Annotated in this window: 13 protein-coding genes and 1 riboswitch; of the genes, 6 read left to right on the plus strand and 7 right to left on the minus strand. The window is 65.8% G+C overall.

Translation table 11 applies throughout. From position 1 onward, the window contains the following. Window positions 1–105 precede the first annotated feature (105 nt). The 4 genes from MILUP08_RS14185 to MILUP08_RS14200 all read left to right on the plus strand — a co-directional run bounded on the left by MILUP08_RS14185 (window position 106) and on the right by MILUP08_RS14200 (window position 4,102). Entirely contained in the window at window positions 106–1,089 is a 984-nt protein-coding gene (locus MILUP08_RS14185; RefSeq protein ID WP_237747068.1) for a glycosyltransferase family 4 protein, read from the plus strand. Further along, window positions 1,089–1,961, plus strand: coding sequence for a 5'-3' exonuclease (locus MILUP08_RS14190; protein ID WP_007458714.1), 873 nt, complete (start codon window positions 1,089–1,091; stop codon window positions 1,959–1,961). Before MILUP08_RS14185 ends, MILUP08_RS14190 begins: the two co-directional genes overlap by 1 nt. After that, window positions 1,961–2,575 carry a PIG-L deacetylase family protein gene (locus tag MILUP08_RS14195; RefSeq protein ID WP_039907976.1) on the plus strand — a complete coding sequence of 205 codons (615 nt, stop codon included), beginning with the start codon at window positions 1,961–1,963 and terminating at the stop codon, window positions 2,573–2,575. The genes MILUP08_RS14190 and MILUP08_RS14195 overlap by 1 nt, the downstream gene beginning before the upstream one ends. Before the next feature lie 153 nt (window positions 2,576–2,728). Beyond that, window positions 2,729–4,102, plus strand: coding sequence for a helix-turn-helix domain-containing protein (locus MILUP08_RS14200; RefSeq protein ID WP_007458718.1), 1,374 nt, complete (start codon window positions 2,729–2,731; stop codon window positions 4,100–4,102). A 3-nt stretch (window positions 4,103–4,105) separates the two neighbouring features. Here MILUP08_RS14200 and MILUP08_RS36645 read toward each other — a convergent pair whose 3' ends face one another. Continuing rightward, window positions 4,106–5,905: a S9 family peptidase gene (locus MILUP08_RS36645; RefSeq protein ID WP_007458719.1), complete on the minus strand. Its 1,800-nt coding sequence runs from the start codon at window positions 5,903–5,905 to the stop codon at window positions 4,106–4,108. Between the two features lie 332 nt (window positions 5,906–6,237). Between MILUP08_RS36645 and MILUP08_RS14210 the strand changes: the two genes are divergently transcribed. Next, window positions 6,238–6,984, plus strand: a complete 747-nt coding sequence (locus MILUP08_RS14210; protein ID WP_237747069.1) for a GIY-YIG nuclease family protein — start codon at window positions 6,238–6,240, stop codon at window positions 6,982–6,984. A 95-nt stretch (window positions 6,985–7,079) separates the two neighbouring features. Here the strand turns inward: MILUP08_RS14210 and MILUP08_RS14215 are convergent, their stop codons facing one another. Next, on the minus strand, window positions 7,080–7,292 hold the full coding sequence (locus tag MILUP08_RS14215) for a hypothetical protein (RefSeq protein ID WP_007458722.1): 213 nt from the start codon (window positions 7,290–7,292) through the stop codon (window positions 7,080–7,082). A gap of 142 nt (window positions 7,293–7,434) precedes the next feature. Between MILUP08_RS14215 and MILUP08_RS35285 the strand changes: the two genes are divergently transcribed. After that, window positions 7,435–9,225, plus strand: a complete 1,791-nt coding sequence (locus MILUP08_RS35285) for a hypothetical protein (protein WP_007458723.1) — start codon at window positions 7,435–7,437, stop codon at window positions 9,223–9,225. Between the two features lie 79 nt (window positions 9,226–9,304). Here the strand turns inward: MILUP08_RS35285 and MILUP08_RS14220 are convergent, their stop codons facing one another. The 5 genes from MILUP08_RS14220 to MILUP08_RS14235 form a co-directional block, all read right to left on the minus strand. Then, entirely contained in the window at window positions 9,305–9,907 is a 603-nt protein-coding gene (locus tag MILUP08_RS14220; protein ID WP_237747070.1) for a hypothetical protein, read from the minus strand. Window positions 9,908–9,935: 28 nt separating this feature from the next. After that, window positions 9,936–10,056: riboswitch (SAM riboswitch) on the minus strand. A gap of 83 nt (window positions 10,057–10,139) precedes the next feature. Then, window positions 10,140–11,717, minus strand: coding sequence for a serine/threonine-protein kinase (locus tag MILUP08_RS14225; protein WP_007458725.1), 1,578 nt, complete (start codon window positions 11,715–11,717; stop codon window positions 10,140–10,142). 117 nt (window positions 11,718–11,834) lie between these two features. Continuing rightward, window positions 11,835–15,017 carry a type I restriction endonuclease subunit R gene (locus MILUP08_RS14230; RefSeq protein ID WP_007458726.1) on the minus strand — a complete coding sequence of 1,061 codons (3,183 nt, stop codon included), beginning with the start codon at window positions 15,015–15,017 and terminating at the stop codon, window positions 11,835–11,837. A 6-nt stretch (window positions 15,018–15,023) separates the two neighbouring features. After that, a complete protein-coding gene (locus MILUP08_RS34525) occupies window positions 15,024–16,349 on the minus strand; it encodes a restriction endonuclease subunit S (protein ID WP_007458727.1) in 1,326 nt (441 codons plus the stop codon). Beyond that, window positions 16,346–18,391, minus strand: coding sequence for a type I restriction-modification system subunit M (locus tag MILUP08_RS14235; protein ID WP_007458729.1), 2,046 nt, complete (start codon window positions 18,389–18,391; stop codon window positions 16,346–16,348). The genes MILUP08_RS34525 and MILUP08_RS14235 overlap by 4 nt, the downstream gene beginning before the upstream one ends. Between the last annotated feature and the right edge of the window lie 23 nt (window positions 18,392–18,414).

Raw genomic sequence — 18,414 nt, forward strand, 5'->3', positions numbered from 1 at the left:
GCGTTCGTCCTCGCCTCCTGGCGGCCCGATGTCCCGGCCGGGATGGAACGCGCGGTCATCGCGCACGCCGTCGGCCTCCAGCAGATCAACGCTGAATCCGTCATCGTGACCGCCGACCCGGCGGCGCCACCGACCTACCGCAACGTACCTATCGAGCGGCTGCGCAGCCTCGACGTACAGTTCCCCTGCGACGACGGCACCCTGCGCGCGGCGATCGACGCATCCGCCACCGCCATCGGCGAGGAGCTTGAGCGGCTGTTTCGGCGACGTCAGGTACGCGCCGTCGTCTACGTCGACGCCCTGTGGGGACTCGGCCGGGTCATGCCGACCCACCCCGGCATCCGCACCGTCCTCGCCGCACACGTCATCGGCCACGACGTGGACCTCCAAGCAGCACTGGCCCGTCGCCCTGATGCCATCATCGCGCCCTCAGCCACGGTGCTTACCGAGGCGGCAGTCCGCGGCTACGACAGCAGCAGTTGGAGCGTGGTGCCGAACACCCTGCTCACCGTGCCCGAACCCCGACCCGGCAGTGACCGCGAGCACCTCCGGGCCAGCGGCCCTATCCGCGTCCTTGCCCGGCTCGGACCGGAAAAGGGCGTCGCTGAACTGCTCGAACCGATCATCGACCTCAATCGGCCCATCGAAGTCGCGCTCGCCGACGCACCATTCGAGGCGACCGCTGGCAGCCAGGAACAGGTACGCCGCAGGTGCCACGCCCTGGTCGCAGAGACACCCGGCGTGACCCTGCTGCCCGGCCTCGCCTGGCACGAGGTCTCGCCCTGGCTCGCCGACGCCAGCGTCGTCATCGTCCCGTCCCGGGCCGAAACGTTCGGCCTCGTCGCGCTGGAAGCCATGGCCGCCAGCACCCCGGTCGTCGCCTACGACGTCGGGAACCTGCCCCACCTGCTCGGCGACGGCGGCGTCATCGTGCCGCACCGGTCCCGCCCCGACAGCCTGTGGCGCGCCGCCCAGCACCTGCTGGCCGACCCGATAAACTACGCCGCAGCATCACGGGCCGCGTACTACCGCTCGCGGGACTATTGGCCCGCCCTTGTCGCTAACCAACTCTTGAAGGTGGTGAGCTGATGGGCGGCTCTGTCCTGCCATCCGCACCCGAACCCTGTCCACTCCTGCTCGTCGACGGACACAACCTGCTCTGGGGCGCCACCTTCGGCTTCCCCGCCGAAATCCGCTCCCGCGACAAGACACGCCTACTCACCGGCGTATTCGCGTTCTTCGCCCTACTCCGCGTCGCCATCCGCGAAGACCTCACCGACCAACCCGAGGTCATCGTCGTGTTCGACGGCCAGTACGGCGGCAGCGACCGCAAAGAGGTCGACCCCACCTACAAGGCCCAACGGCCCACCGATCCGGCCGCACTGGCCCCGATCCAGTTCCTGCCCGACGTGAAGCGCGGCCTCGATCAGCACGGCATCGTCTGGACCGAACTCGACCACGCCGAAGCCGACGATGTCATCGCCACACTCGTCCGCATCACCCCGCCACCCCGCGAGATCGTGGTCATGTCCCGCGACCGCGACTACTACCAGCTCGTCACCGATCGTGTCCGCGTCCTCAACACCAAGATGCACCCTGGAAAGCGCTACATCGGTCCCGCCGACGTCTTCACCCGCCACCAGGTCACACCCGCCCAGTGGGCGGACTTCCGCGCTCTCACCGGCGACCCCGCCGACAACATCCCGGGCATCCACGGCATCGGTGCCAAGACCGCCGCCACCCTCCTCGCTGACGGCTTCACCCTTGACGACCTGGCGTCCTCCGACCGTCTGGACACCGGACGGGGACGCCTCGTCCGGGAACAGCTCGGCCTGGCCCGCAAATGGCGGGACATGATCCGCCTCAATCACGAGCTGGACGTTCCCGTCACCCCCGCCGGCCAGCGGAGTCAACTCCTGCCCGCACCGGCCGAGATCGTTGAGGGACTGGGCCTGTGGTGATGCCCGAGTCCATCCTGCTCACCCTCATGGCGCACCCGGACGACGCCGAACTCTGGGCAGGCGGCACCATCGCCCGCCAGGTCCGCGACGGAGGCACGGCCGTGATCGCCGTTCCCCACCACGATCCAGTCCGCGACACCGAGGCCGCAGTCGGCGCGCGCCTGCTCGGGGCTGACCTCTATCTCATGGACCAGCTCTCTGTCTCGACCGTCGTCAACGTGCTCAGGGAAGTCCGTCCCGACGTACTGCTCACCCACCCGACGAACGACATCCACCCCGAACACCGCCGATGCGCCGAGGCGGTCCTCAGCGCTCTGCCCGACGTCGTCATCACTACCGGGTACCCAAAGCGGGTCTACCACTGCGACGGCTACAACAACCTCGACCAGCACGGCCGCCCAATGGATCTGCCGATCATCGTCGACGTCGGTGACCAATGGCCCACCAAGCTCGACGCCCTCCGATCCCACACATCCCAGCCGATCCTCGATCACTTCGGGCCGATGGCCGAGGCGCTCGGGAAGCTGCACGGCCGGCGGATCAACGCCGCGTACGCGGAGGCGTTCCGCGCAGTGCCGATACTCGGCCGCTTACCAGCGGCCACCGGGCTTTGACTGCGCGATTCTTCGCTCAACGCCCACGGCCAGCCTCTTTAGGTAATGGCTGGGTCTCTTGCCGGTGACAAATCGTAGTAACATCAGCGTTCGTCGACCTCTACCGCCTGCATCTGGATGCAGTAGCTGCGACGCACTCGAAGGGGATGCGCCATGGGGCAGACGCCACGGGCATTGGAGGCGTTCGCGTCGCAGCGCCACTTCTTCGGCGCGGAGCTCCGTCGCCTGCGTGAAGCGGCGCAGTGCTCGCAGGCGAAGCTCGGGGCGATGATCTGCTTCAGCGCGGACCTGGTGCGCCGGGTGGAAACAGCGGACCGGTTCCCATCCCGCAAGTTCACTGAGGCGTGCGACGCGGCACTCTCGGCTGGCGGCGCTCTCACGCGGATGTGGCCGCTGATCGAGGAAGAGCGTCGCAGGACCCGAACGATTCCAGGAACGGCGAGCCCTTCTGCGGGCGGCACCTCAGGCCACACGAAGGTTGGCGAACGCGCCGAGCTGGTCAGGCGGGTAGCTTTTCAGCCCGGCGTCCTCGATCGCGCCGCGTTGGAATGGGTGACCGCCGAAGCCGGCTCGCTGACGCAGAGGGTCGACGCTCCGGCCCGTTCGGGGTGGGTGTCGGAAGAGAATCTCCAGGCTGCGGAGATCTCGCTGGCGATGTTTCGCGAGCTGGACCACACCTTTGGGGGCGGCCGAGTCCACGCCCAGGTGCAGCACTACATCGAGGGCGAGCTCAACCAGCTGCTGGCGGCCTCGCCCGCGAACGAGGTCGTCCGTGTCCGCCTGCAAGGGCTCGCGGCGGGATTCTTCGAGCTGTGCGGGTACCAGGCGGTCGACACAGGCGCCTACGGTCTGGCCCAACGCCGCTATCTCCGTGCTCTCCGGCTGGCCCAGTCCGCCGGTGACCGCGTGTACGGCGGATACCTGCTCGCGGTCAACATCGCTCATCTGTCCCTGCACTGCAACCACCCCGAGCCCGCGCTACGGATGGCGCTCGCGGCCTTGACGGGCAGCGAGACCCACGCTACCCCGGCCGTGCGGGCCGCGTTGCACGCCGTGGCCGCCCGCGCCCAGGCCCGCCTCGGGCGCGAGGCGGCCTGCGCCGCCCACCTCGACGTCGCGGAACGGCAGCTTGCGCGCAGCCGGGCGGGCGAGGAGCCGCCGTGGATTCGCTACTTCACCGCCGCCTACCTGGCCGACGAACTCGCCCACTGCTTCCACGATCTCGGCCAGCCCCGGCAGGCGCAACGGCACCTCGGCGCAGCCCTCGCCGGGCTTCGTCCGTCGCACGTGCGCCGGCTCGCGATCGACACCGCGCTCCTCGCCTCGTCATTGGCAACGGCCGGGCGGATCGACGAAGCCTGTGCCACAGCGCGCACCGCGGTTGACCACGCCGCCGCGACCCTGTCCCACCGCTGCGTGCAACGCATCGTCGACGTCCAGGTCGACCTCGATCCCTACCGGGGCGAGCCGGAAGTACAGGAACTCGGCGAGTACGTGCGGCACCGGCTACCGTCCGCGGTGGTGTAGCCGTCAGCCGGACGCCATTGCGGCCATCGCCGAGCGGTAGTGGGCAAGCTCTGCTTCCAACGCCCGGGCAGCATGAGCCGAGGTGGCGACGTAATGCCCAACACCGTCGAGCAGCATCAGCTCGTGCGGCACGCCCCGAGCCTGCAATTCGTCGGCGAGTTCCCGCACGTCGTCGGCGGTCGCTACGTCGTCGGCGGTGCCGTGGATCATCAGGACGGGTCGGCGGATGTTCGCTGCATGAACTCGCCCGGCGCCACCGTGCAGCCGAGTCGCGTGTGCGCGCTGGAATCGAGGCACGGTTTCCGCCCAACGCTCGGGATCGACGATCGCTGACACGGCTGTTGCCGCGGTAAACGGACCGTCCTGTGCCACCGCCTGTAACGCGGTATACCCGCCTGCGCTGGCGCCACGGATGAACACCGCCCCCGGGACCGCCCGGCCCTCGGTCAGCAGAAATTCGGCCACAGCACGGCAGTCCACCACGTCGTCGATGCCCCAACGGCCGTAGAGAGCCTGCCGAAATACCCGCCCGTACCCAGTACTTCCGGTGTAGTCGACGTCGACGACAGCGAACCCGCGGCTGGTGAAGAACTGCGCCTGCCAGTCCAGCCGCACCAGGCAGGAAGCCGTCGGACCCGGGTGCGCCCGTACGATGACGGGCGCACACCAGTCGGGCGCTGCCCCGGTTGGCGGGTATACCAGCGCCACCACCTCCCGGCTGCCCTCAACCGGGATGCGCAGCTCCACCGGCGTCGACAACGTCAGCCCGTCAAGCCCCGGATGCTCGGCCCGAGCCAACACCTCCACACGCGGCTCGTCGCCCAAGTGCACCAACGCCACCTGCGGGGCCACCTGCGGCGACGATCCCACCAAGGCCACCGACGCCCCGCGCACCGCGAGGTACGGCTTGATCGACGTGTAGGGCAGCTTCACCGGGGCGACCGCTCCCGCACGATCAACGACGGCCAGGTGGTGGCGCGGTCCCTCCTGCACCACCATCACAATCCGGCCATCAGCCAGGAAGTCGTAAGAGACGTAGCCCAGCTCCCAGGGCTCGGCCGCGCACTCGGCCGCCACCGGAGCCACCGGCTCGACCGATTCTCCATCCCAGCGGTAGAGGTTCCACCAGCCGCTGCGATCCGACGCGAAGTACAGGGCGGCGTCCGGCCCCCACCGCGGCTCCACCACGGACTCCGTCGGCCCGCCTGCGAGCTTCACCGGATCGCCGAGGAACCCGTCGGCACCGTAGGGCGCCACCCACAGCTCGCTTGAGTCCCACGGCATGTCTCGCTCACTCCACCGCAACCAGGCCAGCATTCCCGGCCCGGGTCGCGGAGCCCCGAAGAATCCCGAAGTCTCCGCAAGCACCCGCATCACCGGGGCGCCGACGAGCGGAACCGCCACCAGGGCGTCACCGTCGTCGGTCTCCCGTACAGCGAGTAGCTCGCCGTTGCCGATCGTCAGGTCACCGAACGACGACGAGTCCTCCAACATCAGGCTGACGTTGCCTTCGGCTACCCGGTAGAGGCCGTTCGCGCCGGCGCACCACACCTCGTCGCTGCTTGGGGCGTACGTGCCACCGCCGTAGGCGTGCACACTGCTGGTCACGTCGAACCTCGACGGAGTTACGTCGGCCGCGCCGTCGTCTGCCGACCACCGCACGAGGGTCGGCCCGCTCCCGTAGCTCGGACGGGACTCCAGCCAGTACAGCGCTTCCCCGACCACGCGCAACTGGTCGAAGCCGATTGACGCGCGAACGGCGCTGGCCGCAGAGACGGCATCAGATTCTGGTGCCAACTCCACGGACTCCTCCTCGGGCGACCGCCGCAGCGATCCGTCGTGCTGATCCATGCCGGTGAAACAGGGATGCCATTGTCACCCACCCCCGGCCCGGCGAGCCGGACGCGGGCCAGCACGTGGGCGATCGCCAGACCCTCCTCGCGGGTAGGGCCGGAGACCACGCAGAGGTCATCTTGCCCGCTCCGTTCTCTCGGCCTGTAGTCGCGTGTGTTCCTTCGCAGGCGGGCGGCCTTCCGCACGGGCTCCGGCTCGGCGGCCAGCGAGTCATGTCGGATACTCTTCCCGCTCATTCCGGCCGCTGCTGAGGTTGCCGGGATCGCCGCATCCGACGGCGCATGAAGCTACGGGAGGAGGAGGCGGTCGTGGCATCTCCAGTTCGAGACCATCGCGTGCAGGTCGCGCAGAAGTGGGGCTTCGGGATGGCCCCCGTCAAGCCCGACATCGAGCAGAAACGACGGCAGTCGGTAGCGGCCGTGCTGAGCTACCTGCAGAACGACCCGATTGAGTCCAGCACGTCACTGCTGGAGGCCCTGTCGGAAGTCAAGGGGCTCTACTCGCGCTGTCACAAGCAGGACCAGTGGGACTGGTTCACCGTGTGGCAACAGCTGGGCCGCCCCGGACGTAAGCGCTGCCTACAAGTTGGTGACGCGCTCAGTCGCCTACGCACCGCGATCAGGGATGGCGACGATGCCACAGCTGCGAAGCAGCTCACGCTCTTGACTGACGCGGACGTCCAGGTCCAACTGGCCGGACTCGTCGGGGAACAGCCGCGTGAAGCACGAGGAGCTGGCTACATCTACGTGCTGTCGACTCGCGAGCAGCCTCGGATGCTGAAGATCGGCTATACCGAGCGAACCGTCGAAGAGCGGGTGAGGGAGATCAACCGGGCGACGGGCGTCGTTATCCCGTATGGCGTGCGCGCTTTGTGGGTCGTCGCGGATGCTCCGTCGGTAGAGGCCGAGCTGCACGATCGCTTGGCGCCCTACCGGGTGCGCAAGGACCGCGAGTTCTTCAACCTCGACTTCCGCGACGCGTCCGCCCTCATCCAGGGCTACATAGATGGTCTCCGACGCGAGGACTAACGTGGTCGCCCGTGGAGCAGCTGATGGAAGGCGACACGCTCTTCCTTCAGGTCGGCGGGCCGGCCCGCCAACTCAGCCAGGAGTTCGGTTAGGCGTCAGGTCGTCAGGTGTGCATAGCGGGCGTTGTAAACGCCGACAGCTTTGATGGCGAACTCGTCAGGGAAGTCCAGCAGTACGTAGCCGAGTAGCTGCATGATGGTCGGCGCTTCCAATGATGACCGCCGCCTCCCGTCGCGGCGCATGCTGCCGAGGCCCGTCTTGAGTTCGAGCAGCAGGCCCGCGGCGATCAGGTCGACGTCGGCGTTCATCAGCGATGATCCGGCGAAGGTCGGCCCGAGGGCCCCTGCCTATCCAGGCCCAGCACCGCCGCCCGCGTAAACCCATCCTCATCCGTCGATTTACCGAGCGATAAGGGTACAAGACTTGTAGCCATTGTTGTAGCATTTCGTCATGGGCGCTCGATCGAGGACGACAATCAGAAGGCGCAAGGCTGTCTCTCGACTTGACGTCATTCAAGATCATGTTGAATGCGCCTTCTCGGGTATCGAAATTGCGACGATGATTAGTGTTTACACCCAAATCCGCAGGGAGCTCATCGGTTTGGCGGCTCAGCTCCTCCCAGGGGGTATTGAGGTAGGGAAAGCCGGAGCGGTTCTCCAGCACGAAGCCGCCACGGGATTCATGGACAGTCTGCTAAGTGCATGGGGAAAACGACTCACTCTTCCTGGCTGGGATGCAGCGAAGTGGCTCTATGTAGTGCGCCGCATCCCCGCCCGCAGGTTAGCCATTTTCGTGCAGGGGGCGCTTAGTCATCCCGCCGATGTGGAAGAGTGGCAACTAGATAGTCTTCGGCAGAGCGTCGCACGCCTATTGCCGTTGAGCGCGACCGCCGGTCCATCTAGAACCGCCCCTATTCGCCGAGGGGCAATAACTTACTATTCCTTGAGCAAAGAAGATGCGCTGGAGGTGCTTGAGCAGATTGTTGCGACGGCGCATTTTGTTCTCCTTGCGGGCACTGCACGCAAGGCTGGGAAGGGCGGGCGTGTCGTAATTCGATCTGATTGGCCACCCTATTGTGAACATCAAGAAGAGCTGGAATCTGCTATATCAGCATACGATAGAAGGATTGTTCCCGGGCTGAGCTTGATCGCGGTGGCCGGCGCAGAATTTGCGATTGAGACCGATACTTCTTCAGCCTCAACGATCTTCGCGTGCACTCAGTCCCGGACGCCAGAGATTCGTGCGGTCCCGGCGGAAGTAGATGAAGACGCCCGTGGTCGAGGCATGGAGTTGCGTTACGAGACTGGCCTGCTGGACATCAAGCCCTATCTCGATACCGTGGCAGACCTTCCTGGCGATGATCGCAGTTGGTTTAGTGGAGACCTGCCGGCACTCCTCGCATTGTTGCATTGCTTCTCTGGTGATAAGCATATGACTCGCGAAGCGATGGAGTGGCAGGTTCGACGTCTCGGATACGTTCGCACCGCTCGCAGCCTACTCAGCCAGTCTTATGCCGACCGCTCGAGCGACTTGCGCGTCATGCGGGGCTGCCTGGGGGTCGATCCGGAACCACCTCTCTTCGGTGCGACTCTGCGGGAACTTACGCGCCTCCCAGTAAGTCGGTTTCCGGTCTTACCTGGCCCTTTGATTCGAAGCGTTAAGGGTGGCGAGGAGATCCTTGTGGATGTGCTCGCGGCAACCGACCTGCTGGCGCGACGCCTCCTGCTTGCGTCGGCTAATGGAGGTGTTGCAAGTAATGCACGAGGCTTCCGATTCGAGGACGACATCCAATCGCTTATTGATCGAACGCCATGGAAGCCGAGCGCGGAGTACCTCTCGTTGAGAAAGATTCTCAGGCGACCCGACGATTCGTCTTTGACGGATGTGGACGCTGTCGCGGTCATGGGTAAAGATCTTCTCCTGGTTAGCGCGAAGAGCTATCCGTACTCGCTTGAGTATTCGATAGGTGACTTCAAAGCTGTGCGCGCCGTGCGAATTAAGCTGGAAGCGGACTTAGTGAAGTGGCAGAGAATCATTTCGTATTTGCGGACGAGTCGAATAGGCAAGAACTACACGATCTCACCGGAAGTACACATTCACGGTGTTGTAGTCACTCCATTTCCGGCATTTGTACCTAATGCAGGGCTAAGTGAAACGCTTCCTGGCCTACGTGTGCTCTGTTCGGCCGACGAACTCTACCGCTATCTGCGGAAGGGTAAGCGGGTTCAGCGACGCAGTTAGTGCTCTGTTCTGCGGCCGACCGCTTCTTCGGTCATTGGCGGTACCGGGTAGCCACAGCAGCCGCTGACTGGACTGGCGGTCAACGAGCGGTGGACAGGAATTCGTTCTGGGCCTGGCGGAGGCTGCTGAGGTCGTTGGGTACGGGCAGGACGCCGTAGCGGTCGAAAGCGTCGACGCTTGCTCCAAGCGACGGCGGCAACTGCCGCTGCCACTCGGCCAGCGGCACGCTTGGGCCGACTGGGCGTAGTGGCTCGGTGAGCCGGGCGAACTCCACCTGCTGCCACTCACGCAGCTCGTCGCAACGCCGCGTGGAGGCCACCATCGAGGCAGCGACCTCGGTGTTCGTGGCCGTCGGCGGCTGAACCACGTCGCCGTTCATGAGCGAGTGCCGGCCCAGCGGCAGTGCGGCGCGGTGGCCGTACCGTTCTCCGACGACCTGCGAGACGTGTCGGCAGGTCTCGCAGGCCAGCCACGACCACCGGGTTCGGGTGGTCACCGTGTCCCGGACGCACAACACACACAGGTCGAGGTCACTGGGGATGTCCTGGCCCTGCCACTGCTGCTCCCACTCCGGCGTACGCGGCTGGCAGCGGCACCGCTGCTCGCGTGGGGCGCCATCGCGGAGGTGCCCGCAGGTCAGGCAGACCGCGAAAGCAGTCAGGTCCAGCTCTTCCAATGGCACGATGAACTCGCTCTCCGGTGCCACGAGGCACCCGCTCTTGCCGTGCCGCGGCTTGCGGTCGGCCTGGTCTTCCCCCGGGGGCACCGTGCGCGGGTGGCGCGGTTGCCGGGTCAGCAAGCCGGGAGGCTTGACGCTGACCACTCTTGACGCCCAGGAAGCATAGAGATCATCGAGGCCGGGAGCAACCCCGGGCAACACGCGGGGGAAACCTGAGCAGACCGCGGTGGCGGATCTATCCGTCGGCGGCGAGTCGGAGCCGGGCAAGCAGGTCGGCGACTTCCCGGGTCAGTTCATGATCTGGGCCGTACACCACGCAGAGGTCGTCGTGCAGCGGTTGCAGCTCGTCCGCGGCCTGGGCGGCCTTGTCTTCGGAGACCAGCAGTATGCCGATGTTGAAACGTAGGTCGAGAGCCGTGGGGGAGACGTCGCCGGAGGCGGCGCGTACGTGCGTCAGCACCTGCCGGAACTGGCGCAGGGCTGTGGTGGCCTGGCCGAGTTCCGCCCGGCAGTGGGCTGCCTGCCGCAGGCATTCCAACGCGTCCTCGCTGGTGGGGCCAGCGGTACGGGCGTACGCGGCGGCGAGGGCGTCGAACTCCGGCAGCGCGCGCCGGAAGTCCCCGCCGATGATGAGAATGGCCGCTCGCCGTGATCGTAGTCCCAGCACGCGGGGACTCTCGGCGCCGAGTGCCTCGCTGGCGGGGCCGATTACGCCCTCGAGCACCTCGGCGGCCTGGGCAAAGCGTTCGTCGTCCAGCAGCTCATCGGATTGCGAGACCGCAGCCTTGATCGCGTCTCGAACCTCGGTCTGCAGAACCGCCGCCGGATTGTCGGTTGACGTCTCACTGCGCGGCGCCGGGACCACGGGGGCGGGCGCGGGCCGGCGACGGGGCGCGTTGGGTCGGCGGTACACCAGCGTCGGGTCGGGCATCGCGCTGCTCGCGTGCTCGGAGGCGGGCGGTGCCGATCCAGGTAGGGGCAGGAAGGGCAGCAGTCGCTCGTAGACGTCGTAGGCGTCCGCCGGCCGGTCCTCTGGGGCTTTGGCCAGCAGATCGAGGACCAGCTCCTCGATCGCTGCGGGCATGTCGTGGCGGAGCGTCCGTAGAGGTGGTGGCGGCTCGGTGACGTGCTGGTGCCACAGTTCGAAGTCGCTGCCGCCGGCGAAGACCCGCTGTCCGGCGAGGAGTTCGTGCAGGACGCAGCCCAGGGCGTATAGGTCGCTCTGTGGCGTGATCTGTGCGTTCTGGATCTGCTCGGGCGGCATGTAGTGGTGGGTGCCGAGGGCGCTGCCGGTTGCGGTGAGGCGGGTGACGTCGGTGCGCAGGATGGCGGCGATGCCGAAGTCGAGGAGCTTGATAGCCCCATCAGCGGTGACCAGGACGTTGTCGGGTTTGAGGTCGCGGTGCACGACGGGGATGGCGTGGGCGTGGGAGAGGACGGTGCAGATCTGCGCGGCGATAGCGGCTGCCCAGGTGACCGGCAGCGGATGCTGTGGGTCGATGAAGGCCCGCAGGGCGGTGCCGCGAACAAACTCCATCACCAGGTAGAGCCGGTCGTAGGAGCGGTCGAGGACCGCGTCGTACACCTGGGGTACGCCGTGGTGTTGGATGCGTGCGGTGACGCGGGCCTCGCGGCGGAAACGCTTGGCGAACTCTTCCGCCTGCTGCGGGGTTTGCACGGCCTCGACGCGGATGAGTTTGATGGCGACCTCACGGTCGAGGATGCTGTCGTAGCCGCGCCAGACGTGCCCCATGCCGCCGGAGCCGATTTCCTCGACCCGCTCGTATCGACCGGCGATCGGCTCTGCCCGCATGTTGCCCCCACCCCTGCGACTGTCCCAGCCAGAATGGTCAGTGTTGCGGTCGAACCGATCATCGTCCAGGGTTGCCGCCGCGGCGTGTCACGTTGGTGCCGCGACGGCATCAGTGGGTCAGGCCGCCTCGTCGTCGACGACCCCCTCCTGCCGGCGGATCAGTCGCCAGGCGGCGCTGCGGGCGCTGCGGTTGAGCGAGCTGCGGAAGTCGGGCTCCGGACCGAAGTAGCGGCGACCGAGGTCGGCGGCGGTCTCGAAGTGGTCCATCATCTTTTCCTCGAAGACCGGCCCGAAGACGTGGCCGAAGTTCTCCTCGTCGTTGGCGACCGCGGCTTGGCGGACCTTCGGGTCGGCCATCGCCTCGTTCAACGGCTTGACCACGTCATCGTCGGTGAAGCTGGTGCCAAACCGCTCGTTGAACCGGTCGACCAGCTCGGAGAGCAGGGACTTCTCCGGTTCCTTCGCCCCGCCGGAGCCGTCGCCGAACCCCTTCATCTCAGCGGCGCCCTCCGGGTTGAGGCTGACGTCGTGCTCGCCGGTCTTCTCTACCCGCAGGTGACTGAGGTCGACCTCGCCGACATCGACGCCCCCGTCGCCCCTACGACCCAGCCGGTTGAGCAGATGCCGGCCGTAGAGGTAGAGCCGTTCCAGCTCCGAGTCGGCGTAGGGGACGATCTGGGCGAGGAAGCCGTACTTGCGGACGTAGTCGGTGAGGTCGCCGCGGAACGTCTCAGCGGCCTCCCAGTCCGACTCGTCCTCGCGGTTGAGCAGCACGTCGAAGCGGTCGACGGCGGGCTGGAGGTGCCGGTAGAGCTCGGCGTGCAGCTTCTCCCACTTCGCCGCGTTGCCGGCGGCCTGCTCCTCGGCCGCCAGGTATGCCTCGACGAACTCCTGCATCTCCGCCTCGACCAGCAGCTGCGCGGACATCACCCGGCTCTGCGCGGTGTAGAGCAGGTTGGGGTCCGAGGGAAGGGTCTCGGCTTCTTCGAAGTACGGCCGGAACGCCTCCTTGATCTCCTCGGCGTCGTTGACGAAGTCCAGCACCGCCAGGTCTCCCTGGCTCTTGCGGTCGGCGGTGCGGTTGAGCCGGGACAGCGTCTGCACGGCTGAGACACCGTGAAGCTTCTTGTTGACGTACATCGTGGTCAACAGCGGCTGGTCGAAGCCGGTCTGATACTTCTCCGCGACGACCAGGATGCGGTACTCGCGCTGGCCAGCTGCGGTGCCGGCACGGGCGGTCTTGTCGTCGGCCCGGGTGTAGGCGAACGCCTTCGGCAGGGCGGTCTCCGGCAGGCCGCCGTTCTCCTTCGACTCGGTGACTTCCGCGCCTTCGTAGGTGAGGGTGCCGGAGAAGGCCACCAGGACGCCCGGGTCGGGGTAGTCGCGGTCGTCGAGGTACCGCTTGATCGCCCGGGACATCTGCACGGCGCTCAGCCGGGAGGAGGTGACGACCATCGCCTTGGCCCGACCGCCGAGCCGCCCGGCGGTGTGCGCCCGGAAGTGCTCGACGATGATCTGCGCGTGCTGGGCGACGGTGGAGTCGTGGGTCAGTGCGTACCGGGCGAGTTCCTTATTCGCCTTGGACGAGTCGACCTCCCGCTCGTCCGGGTTCGCGTTGACCAGCTTCCAGTAGGTGTCGTAGGTGACGTAGTTGCGCAGTGGGTCGAGGATGAAGCCCTCCTCGATCGCCTGCCGCATCGAATAGACGTGGAACGGGTGGTACTTGCCGTCCTCGCCGAGGGTGCCGAAGAGCTCCAGGGTCTTGTGCTTCGGGGTGGCGGTGAAGGCGAAGTAGGAGAGGTTCGAGCTGCGCTGCCGCTTGCGGACGCTCGCCGCCAGCTTCTCCTCGGTGGTGCGTGGCCCGGCGGCGCTGGTCGCACCCGGGTCATCAGACTCGGCGTCCAGACCGAGGTCGCGCAGCACCCGCCGCACGTCGGTGGCCGCTTCACCCGCCTGGGAGGAGTGCGCCTCATCCACAATGATGGCGAACCGGCTGCCGCGGATCTCGGTCGGATTGCGCTGCAGGTAATCCCTGAGGGCTGGGAAGGTGGCCAGGGTGACCGTGACGATCTTGCCGGTTTCCTGGGACAGTGCCTTGGCGAGCTGCTCGGACTTCGCGCCGTGCTTCTCGTCAATCTTCACGACGAGCCCGGCGGTCTGCTCGAAGCTGCCGACGGTGTCCCGGAGCTGAGAGTCCAGGTTCCGCCGGTCGGTGATGATGATGACCTTGTCGAAGACCGGGCTGCCCGGCTTGACGCCGGCCGCAAGCGCGTCCGGGTCGAGCGCCGCCGGGTCGCTCAAGGTGTGCAGCGACGAGAGCCGGTGGGCGAGCCAGGCAATGGCGTTCGACTTTCCAGAGCCAGCTGACGCCATCAGCAGGTAGTTGTGTCCGGCACCGTGCCGAGCCGCGTGCGCGGTCAGCCGCTTCACAGCATGCCACTGGTGATAACGCGGGAAGACCAAGGTCTTTCGGGTACGACCGCCCGCAACCTTCTCCTGATGCAGGTGGACAAAGCGCTCCAGCAGGTCGAGCCAGTTGTCCCGCTGCCAGATCTCGTCCCACAGGTAGGAGGTGGCGTACTTCCCGTACTCGGTGGCCGGTGGGTTGCCCTTTCCGCCGGGACGCCCCGGACCTTCGCTGCCGGTATTGAACGGCAGGAACCTGGTCTGCGCCCCCCGCAGCTGCGTAGTGACGAAGACCAGGTCCGGGTCGATCGCGAAGTTCGCGATTACCCGGCGCGAGAAGATCAGCTCGGTGGGGTCTCGGTCGGTCCGGTACTGCTCCTTGGCGTGCTCCACCCCGGAACCCGTGAGTGGGTTCTTCAGCTCGGCAGTGACGACCGGGATGCCGTTGAGGAAGAGGGTCAGGTCGAGCCGGTTGCCCCGGTCGGCCTGCTTGGTCGCGTACTCCAACTCCCGGACCACGGTGAGGCGGTTCTTGCGGTAGTCGGCCAGGATCGCCTCCGATTCCACGAAGGACGGCTTGAAGTACGCCACCCGGAACCGCAGGCCGTGAACTCTGAATCCCTTGCGGAGGACGTTTAGCACCCCGTCGTCCGTGATCGCCCGATCGAGCCCTCTCGCGAACTCACGCTGTGCTGCATCGCGGTCGCTGCCGCAGCGAATTACCAGGCTCTCCCACTCCTGCGCCTGGGTCGCTCCGATGAAGGTGAAGAGCTGGCCGGTGTCGAGGCCGAGCTCGGGACGGTAGTCGGCCCGGGTGCCCTCCGCCCAGCCGTTGCCGAGGAGGGCGGCGACGATCGCGTCACCGAACGCGGACTCGTGATGGATGGGGCTCATTGCAGCTCAGGCCTCGATTCCTCGTTCACTCGCCGTCGACACATCAACCTGTCCGGTCACCGCCGCAGTAATCAACGCCTGCCGCCGCTCTGTAAGGAGCTTAATCTGGCTGCCAAAGGTGTCCGAGAGAGCATCGATTCGATTCGCATCAGCTCGAATCCTGTTAACAATCGACCTTTGAACGTTTGTCGGCGGCACGGGCACCCGGATCGCATTCAGGTCGGGCATAAAAACAGTTACGTTCGTCGTTCCAACCTGAACGCTCTCGAAATACTGCCACATAGCCCGTAGTGTGTATAGCAGATATTCGGGCGAGAGTCGCTCTCCGCTAGTCCATGTAACGAAGTGCTGGCTAACGGCCATATCGGCATCCATGATAGTTGAAAATCCCACGGATGCGGTGCGGGAGAGGACAACGGTTCCAGCCGGATGGAGGCATGCCGAGGAATTGGCCACCCCCAACTCACTGATCTTTTGCGTCGTTTCGGACAGACGCTCCTGCCTTGGGTTGCGCATCCTTCCAACGTCGAAGAGCGAAATCCACGGTATCGTGCAGTTCTCCCAGTACTCGGGACGAGTTCGACTGGGGGTGTGGCCACTGCCGATCTTTGCAGCCCATTTCAAGGGAATGACTGGCCAGCTTTCCGGCAGCGAGTCGACCCAACCGAGACTCGAACCCTTCTTTTTCTCGGCGAGATCACGACCCGTGACAGCGTTGAACACCGTAGCGCTTCGCCGCTCATCCAGCATCGTCAAGCCGCGTCGCGCTTGCTGCATGAGGTTGTCGATCCGGGCGGTTTCGGCGTCGAGGTAGTCGGCGATGCGGCGCTGCTCCTCTGGGCTGGGGACCGGAATTTGGATCTCACGCGCTACATCGAGATTTATTCGAGTGCGCGTAGATCCACGAGACAGTGCCGCAACTTGGTCGCTTACGAGGGAGGAGCTAAGCGCCCATGCGGCGAAACGATGGGTAACTCGACGCTCGTCTAGGCGCGCTCGAAAACAGTCCGCTTTGACAATGGCTGGACCAAGGCCTTCTGGGGCGATACATGCGCGGCCGACCGGATGCCGCTCATCGCCGAGTCCAGCTATGAGCAAGTCGCCTGGCTTGACCTCATGGCGTTGCAGTTGCCGGAAGTATTCGTGCGGAATGTAGACGGCGTCGGAACCTCTAAAATGTGCTGCGCCGATGTTGCCGAGTCGAACGACACGGGCACCTTCGTCTGAATAGTGGCTGCTGGTCAGGGAACTTCCGAATGGACCGTCTACTATCTCTCGCAGGAATCGCCGCAGGGGTAGCTGCGAAAAGTAAATTCCATCCGCGGAGCTCAATTCGTCACCTCGCCGAGGAGGGTTTGAATCTCGGCCTCGAGGGCCTTGAGTTCGGCGTCGATCTCAGCGAGGGGCCTCGGGGGCTTGTACACGTAGAAGTGGCGGGTCAGAGGGATCTCGTACCCGATCTTGGTCTTGGTGTGGTCGATCCAGGCATCGGGGACGTGTGGGTGGACTTCGCGGCGCAGGTACTCCTCGACGTCCTCGCGCAGCGGCACGTTTTCGTAGTCGCGCAACTCCGAGTCGGGTTCGGGCTTGCCCTTGACGAACTGCACCTCGCCCTCCGGGTCGCGCACGCCGATGACCTCTCGCAGCGCCTTCTGGAAGGGGACGCCGGCCGGCCAGAGGACGCCGGCCTCGGCCATCGCCGAGCGGACCGCGTCCCAGGCGGCCCGCTTGGTCAGCCACGAACGTCCCATCAGCGGCTTGAGCACAGTCTCGAACGCGCCAACGTCGAGGCTTTTCTGGATCGGCTTCGACTCGCGTACCTGGGTCAGGGTTTCCTCGGTGACCTCGAAGCGGAGTTTGAGTGGCCGTTCGACGGTAATCCGTCGGTAGCCGAAGTCCTCGTTGGCGAAGACCTTGACCTTCTGGTGCAGCGGGTGCTCGGGGTCGTCGGCGACGTGCAGCGCCTCGGTGTAGAGGCGGGTGATCTCGCCGATCTGCTCGCCCGTCAGGTACTTGCGCTTGTCGCCGAGGGACTTGCGCATCTTGGCGAAGTAGTCGCGGGCGTCGAGCAACACCACCTTGCCCGCGTGGTCGGGCGACTTGCGGTTGGTAAGGATCCAAAAGTACGTGGAGATGCCGGTGTTGTAGAAGAGCTGGTCGGGCAGAGCAACGATCCCCTCCAACCAGTCGTTCTTTATGATCCACTGGCGGATCCGAGACTCACCGGACTCCGCAGCTCCCGTGAACAGCGGCGAGCCGTTGAAGACGATCGCGACCCGGCTGCCGCCCTTGCCGTCGGCGGTGACCGGTTTCATTTTTGAAATCATGTGCTGGAGGAAGAGCAGCGAGCCGTCGTTGATCCGCGGCAGGCCGGCGCCGAACCTGCCGTCGTCGCCGAGTGACTCGTACTCCTTTTCGATCTCGTCCTTGACCTTCTTCCACTCGACCCCAAACGGCGGGTTGGCCAGCAGGTAGTCGAAGCGTTCGCCCCGGTGGCCGTCGTCGCTGAACGAGTTGCCGAACTTGATGTTCTCCGGGTCCTGTCCCTTGATCATCATGTCGGATCGGCAGATTGCCCAGGACTCCGGATTCAGCTCCTGACCGAATACCTGCACCGTCGACGACGGGTTCAGCTTGGTGATGTGCTCCTCGGCCGCGCTCAACATGCCGCCGGTGCCACAGGCCGGGTCCATCACGGTCCGCACCACGCCGGGGATGCTGAGCGCGTCGTCGTCGGGGGCGACCAGCAGGTTCACCATCAGCTCGATGACCTCGCGCGGGGTGAAGTGCTCACCGGCGGTCTCGTTGGACTGTTCCGCGAAGCGCCGAATCAGCTCCTCGAAGACGTACCCCATCTGGTGGTTGGAGACGACGACCTTGGGCTGCCCGCGCTCGTCCTTGACCACCTCGCCGTGCTCGTCTAGCTCGACCGGCCGCAGGTCCAGGTCCGCGAAGCGGCCGACTACCTTGTAGAGCAGGTTCGCGGCGTCGAGTCGGCGGATCTGCTGCGGGAACTCGTAGCGGTGCAGCACCTCCTGCGCGTTCTCGGAGAACGCCCCGATGTACGCGAGGAGATGCTTTGCGGCCTGGCTGGAGTCGTTGGCGACCAGCTTCAGGGTGTAGCGGCTGGTGTTGTAGAAGCTGTGGCCGGAGGCGCGGCGCAGGAAGCGGGCCACGTCGACGTCTTGGCCGCCGAACCTGTCGTGCGTCTCCAGCACCTTCTCCCGGGTCGGCTCCAGGACGCATTCCAGCCGGCGCAGCACGGTGAAGGGCAGGATCACCTTGCCGTAGTCGGACTGCTTGTAGTCACCACGTAGGAGATCGGCGACCGACCAGGCGTGGTTTGCCAGTTCGGTGTGCTTGCTGCTGTTCAACGGGGTCCTTCCGAAGAGTCGGT

The organism is Micromonospora lupini str. Lupac 08, from assembly GCF_000297395.2.
In the GTDB taxonomy this organism is placed as follows: Bacteria; Actinomycetota; Actinomycetes; order Mycobacteriales; family Micromonosporaceae; genus Micromonospora; species Micromonospora lupini.

Bases quoted from the DNA above. Each gene is read 5' to 3' on its own strand.
- MILUP08_RS14190 (WP_007458714.1), top strand. From the start codon at position 1,089: ATGGGCGGCTCTGTCCTGCCATCCGCACCCGAACCCTGTCCACTCCTG.
- MILUP08_RS14195 (WP_039907976.1), top strand. From the start codon at position 1,961: ATGCCCGAGTCCATCCTGCTCACCCTCATGGCGCACCCGGACGACGCC.
- MILUP08_RS14200 (WP_007458718.1), top strand. From the start codon at position 2,729: ATGGGGCAGACGCCACGGGCATTGGAGGCGTTCGCGTCGCAGCGCCAC.
- MILUP08_RS14210 (WP_237747069.1), top strand. From the start codon at position 6,238: ATGAAGCTACGGGAGGAGGAGGCGGTCGTGGCATCTCCAGTTCGAGAC.
- MILUP08_RS14215 (WP_007458722.1), bottom strand. From the start codon at position 7,292: ATGAACGCCGACGTCGACCTGATCGCCGCGGGCCTGCTGCTCGAACTC.
- MILUP08_RS35285 (WP_007458723.1), top strand. From the start codon at position 7,435: ATGGGCGCTCGATCGAGGACGACAATCAGAAGGCGCAAGGCTGTCTCT.
- MILUP08_RS14225 (WP_007458725.1), bottom strand. From the start codon at position 11,717: ATGCGGGCAGAGCCGATCGCCGGTCGATACGAGCGGGTCGAGGAAATC.
- MILUP08_RS14230 (WP_007458726.1), bottom strand. From the start codon at position 15,017: ATGAGCCCCATCCATCACGAGTCCGCGTTCGGTGACGCGATCGTCGCC.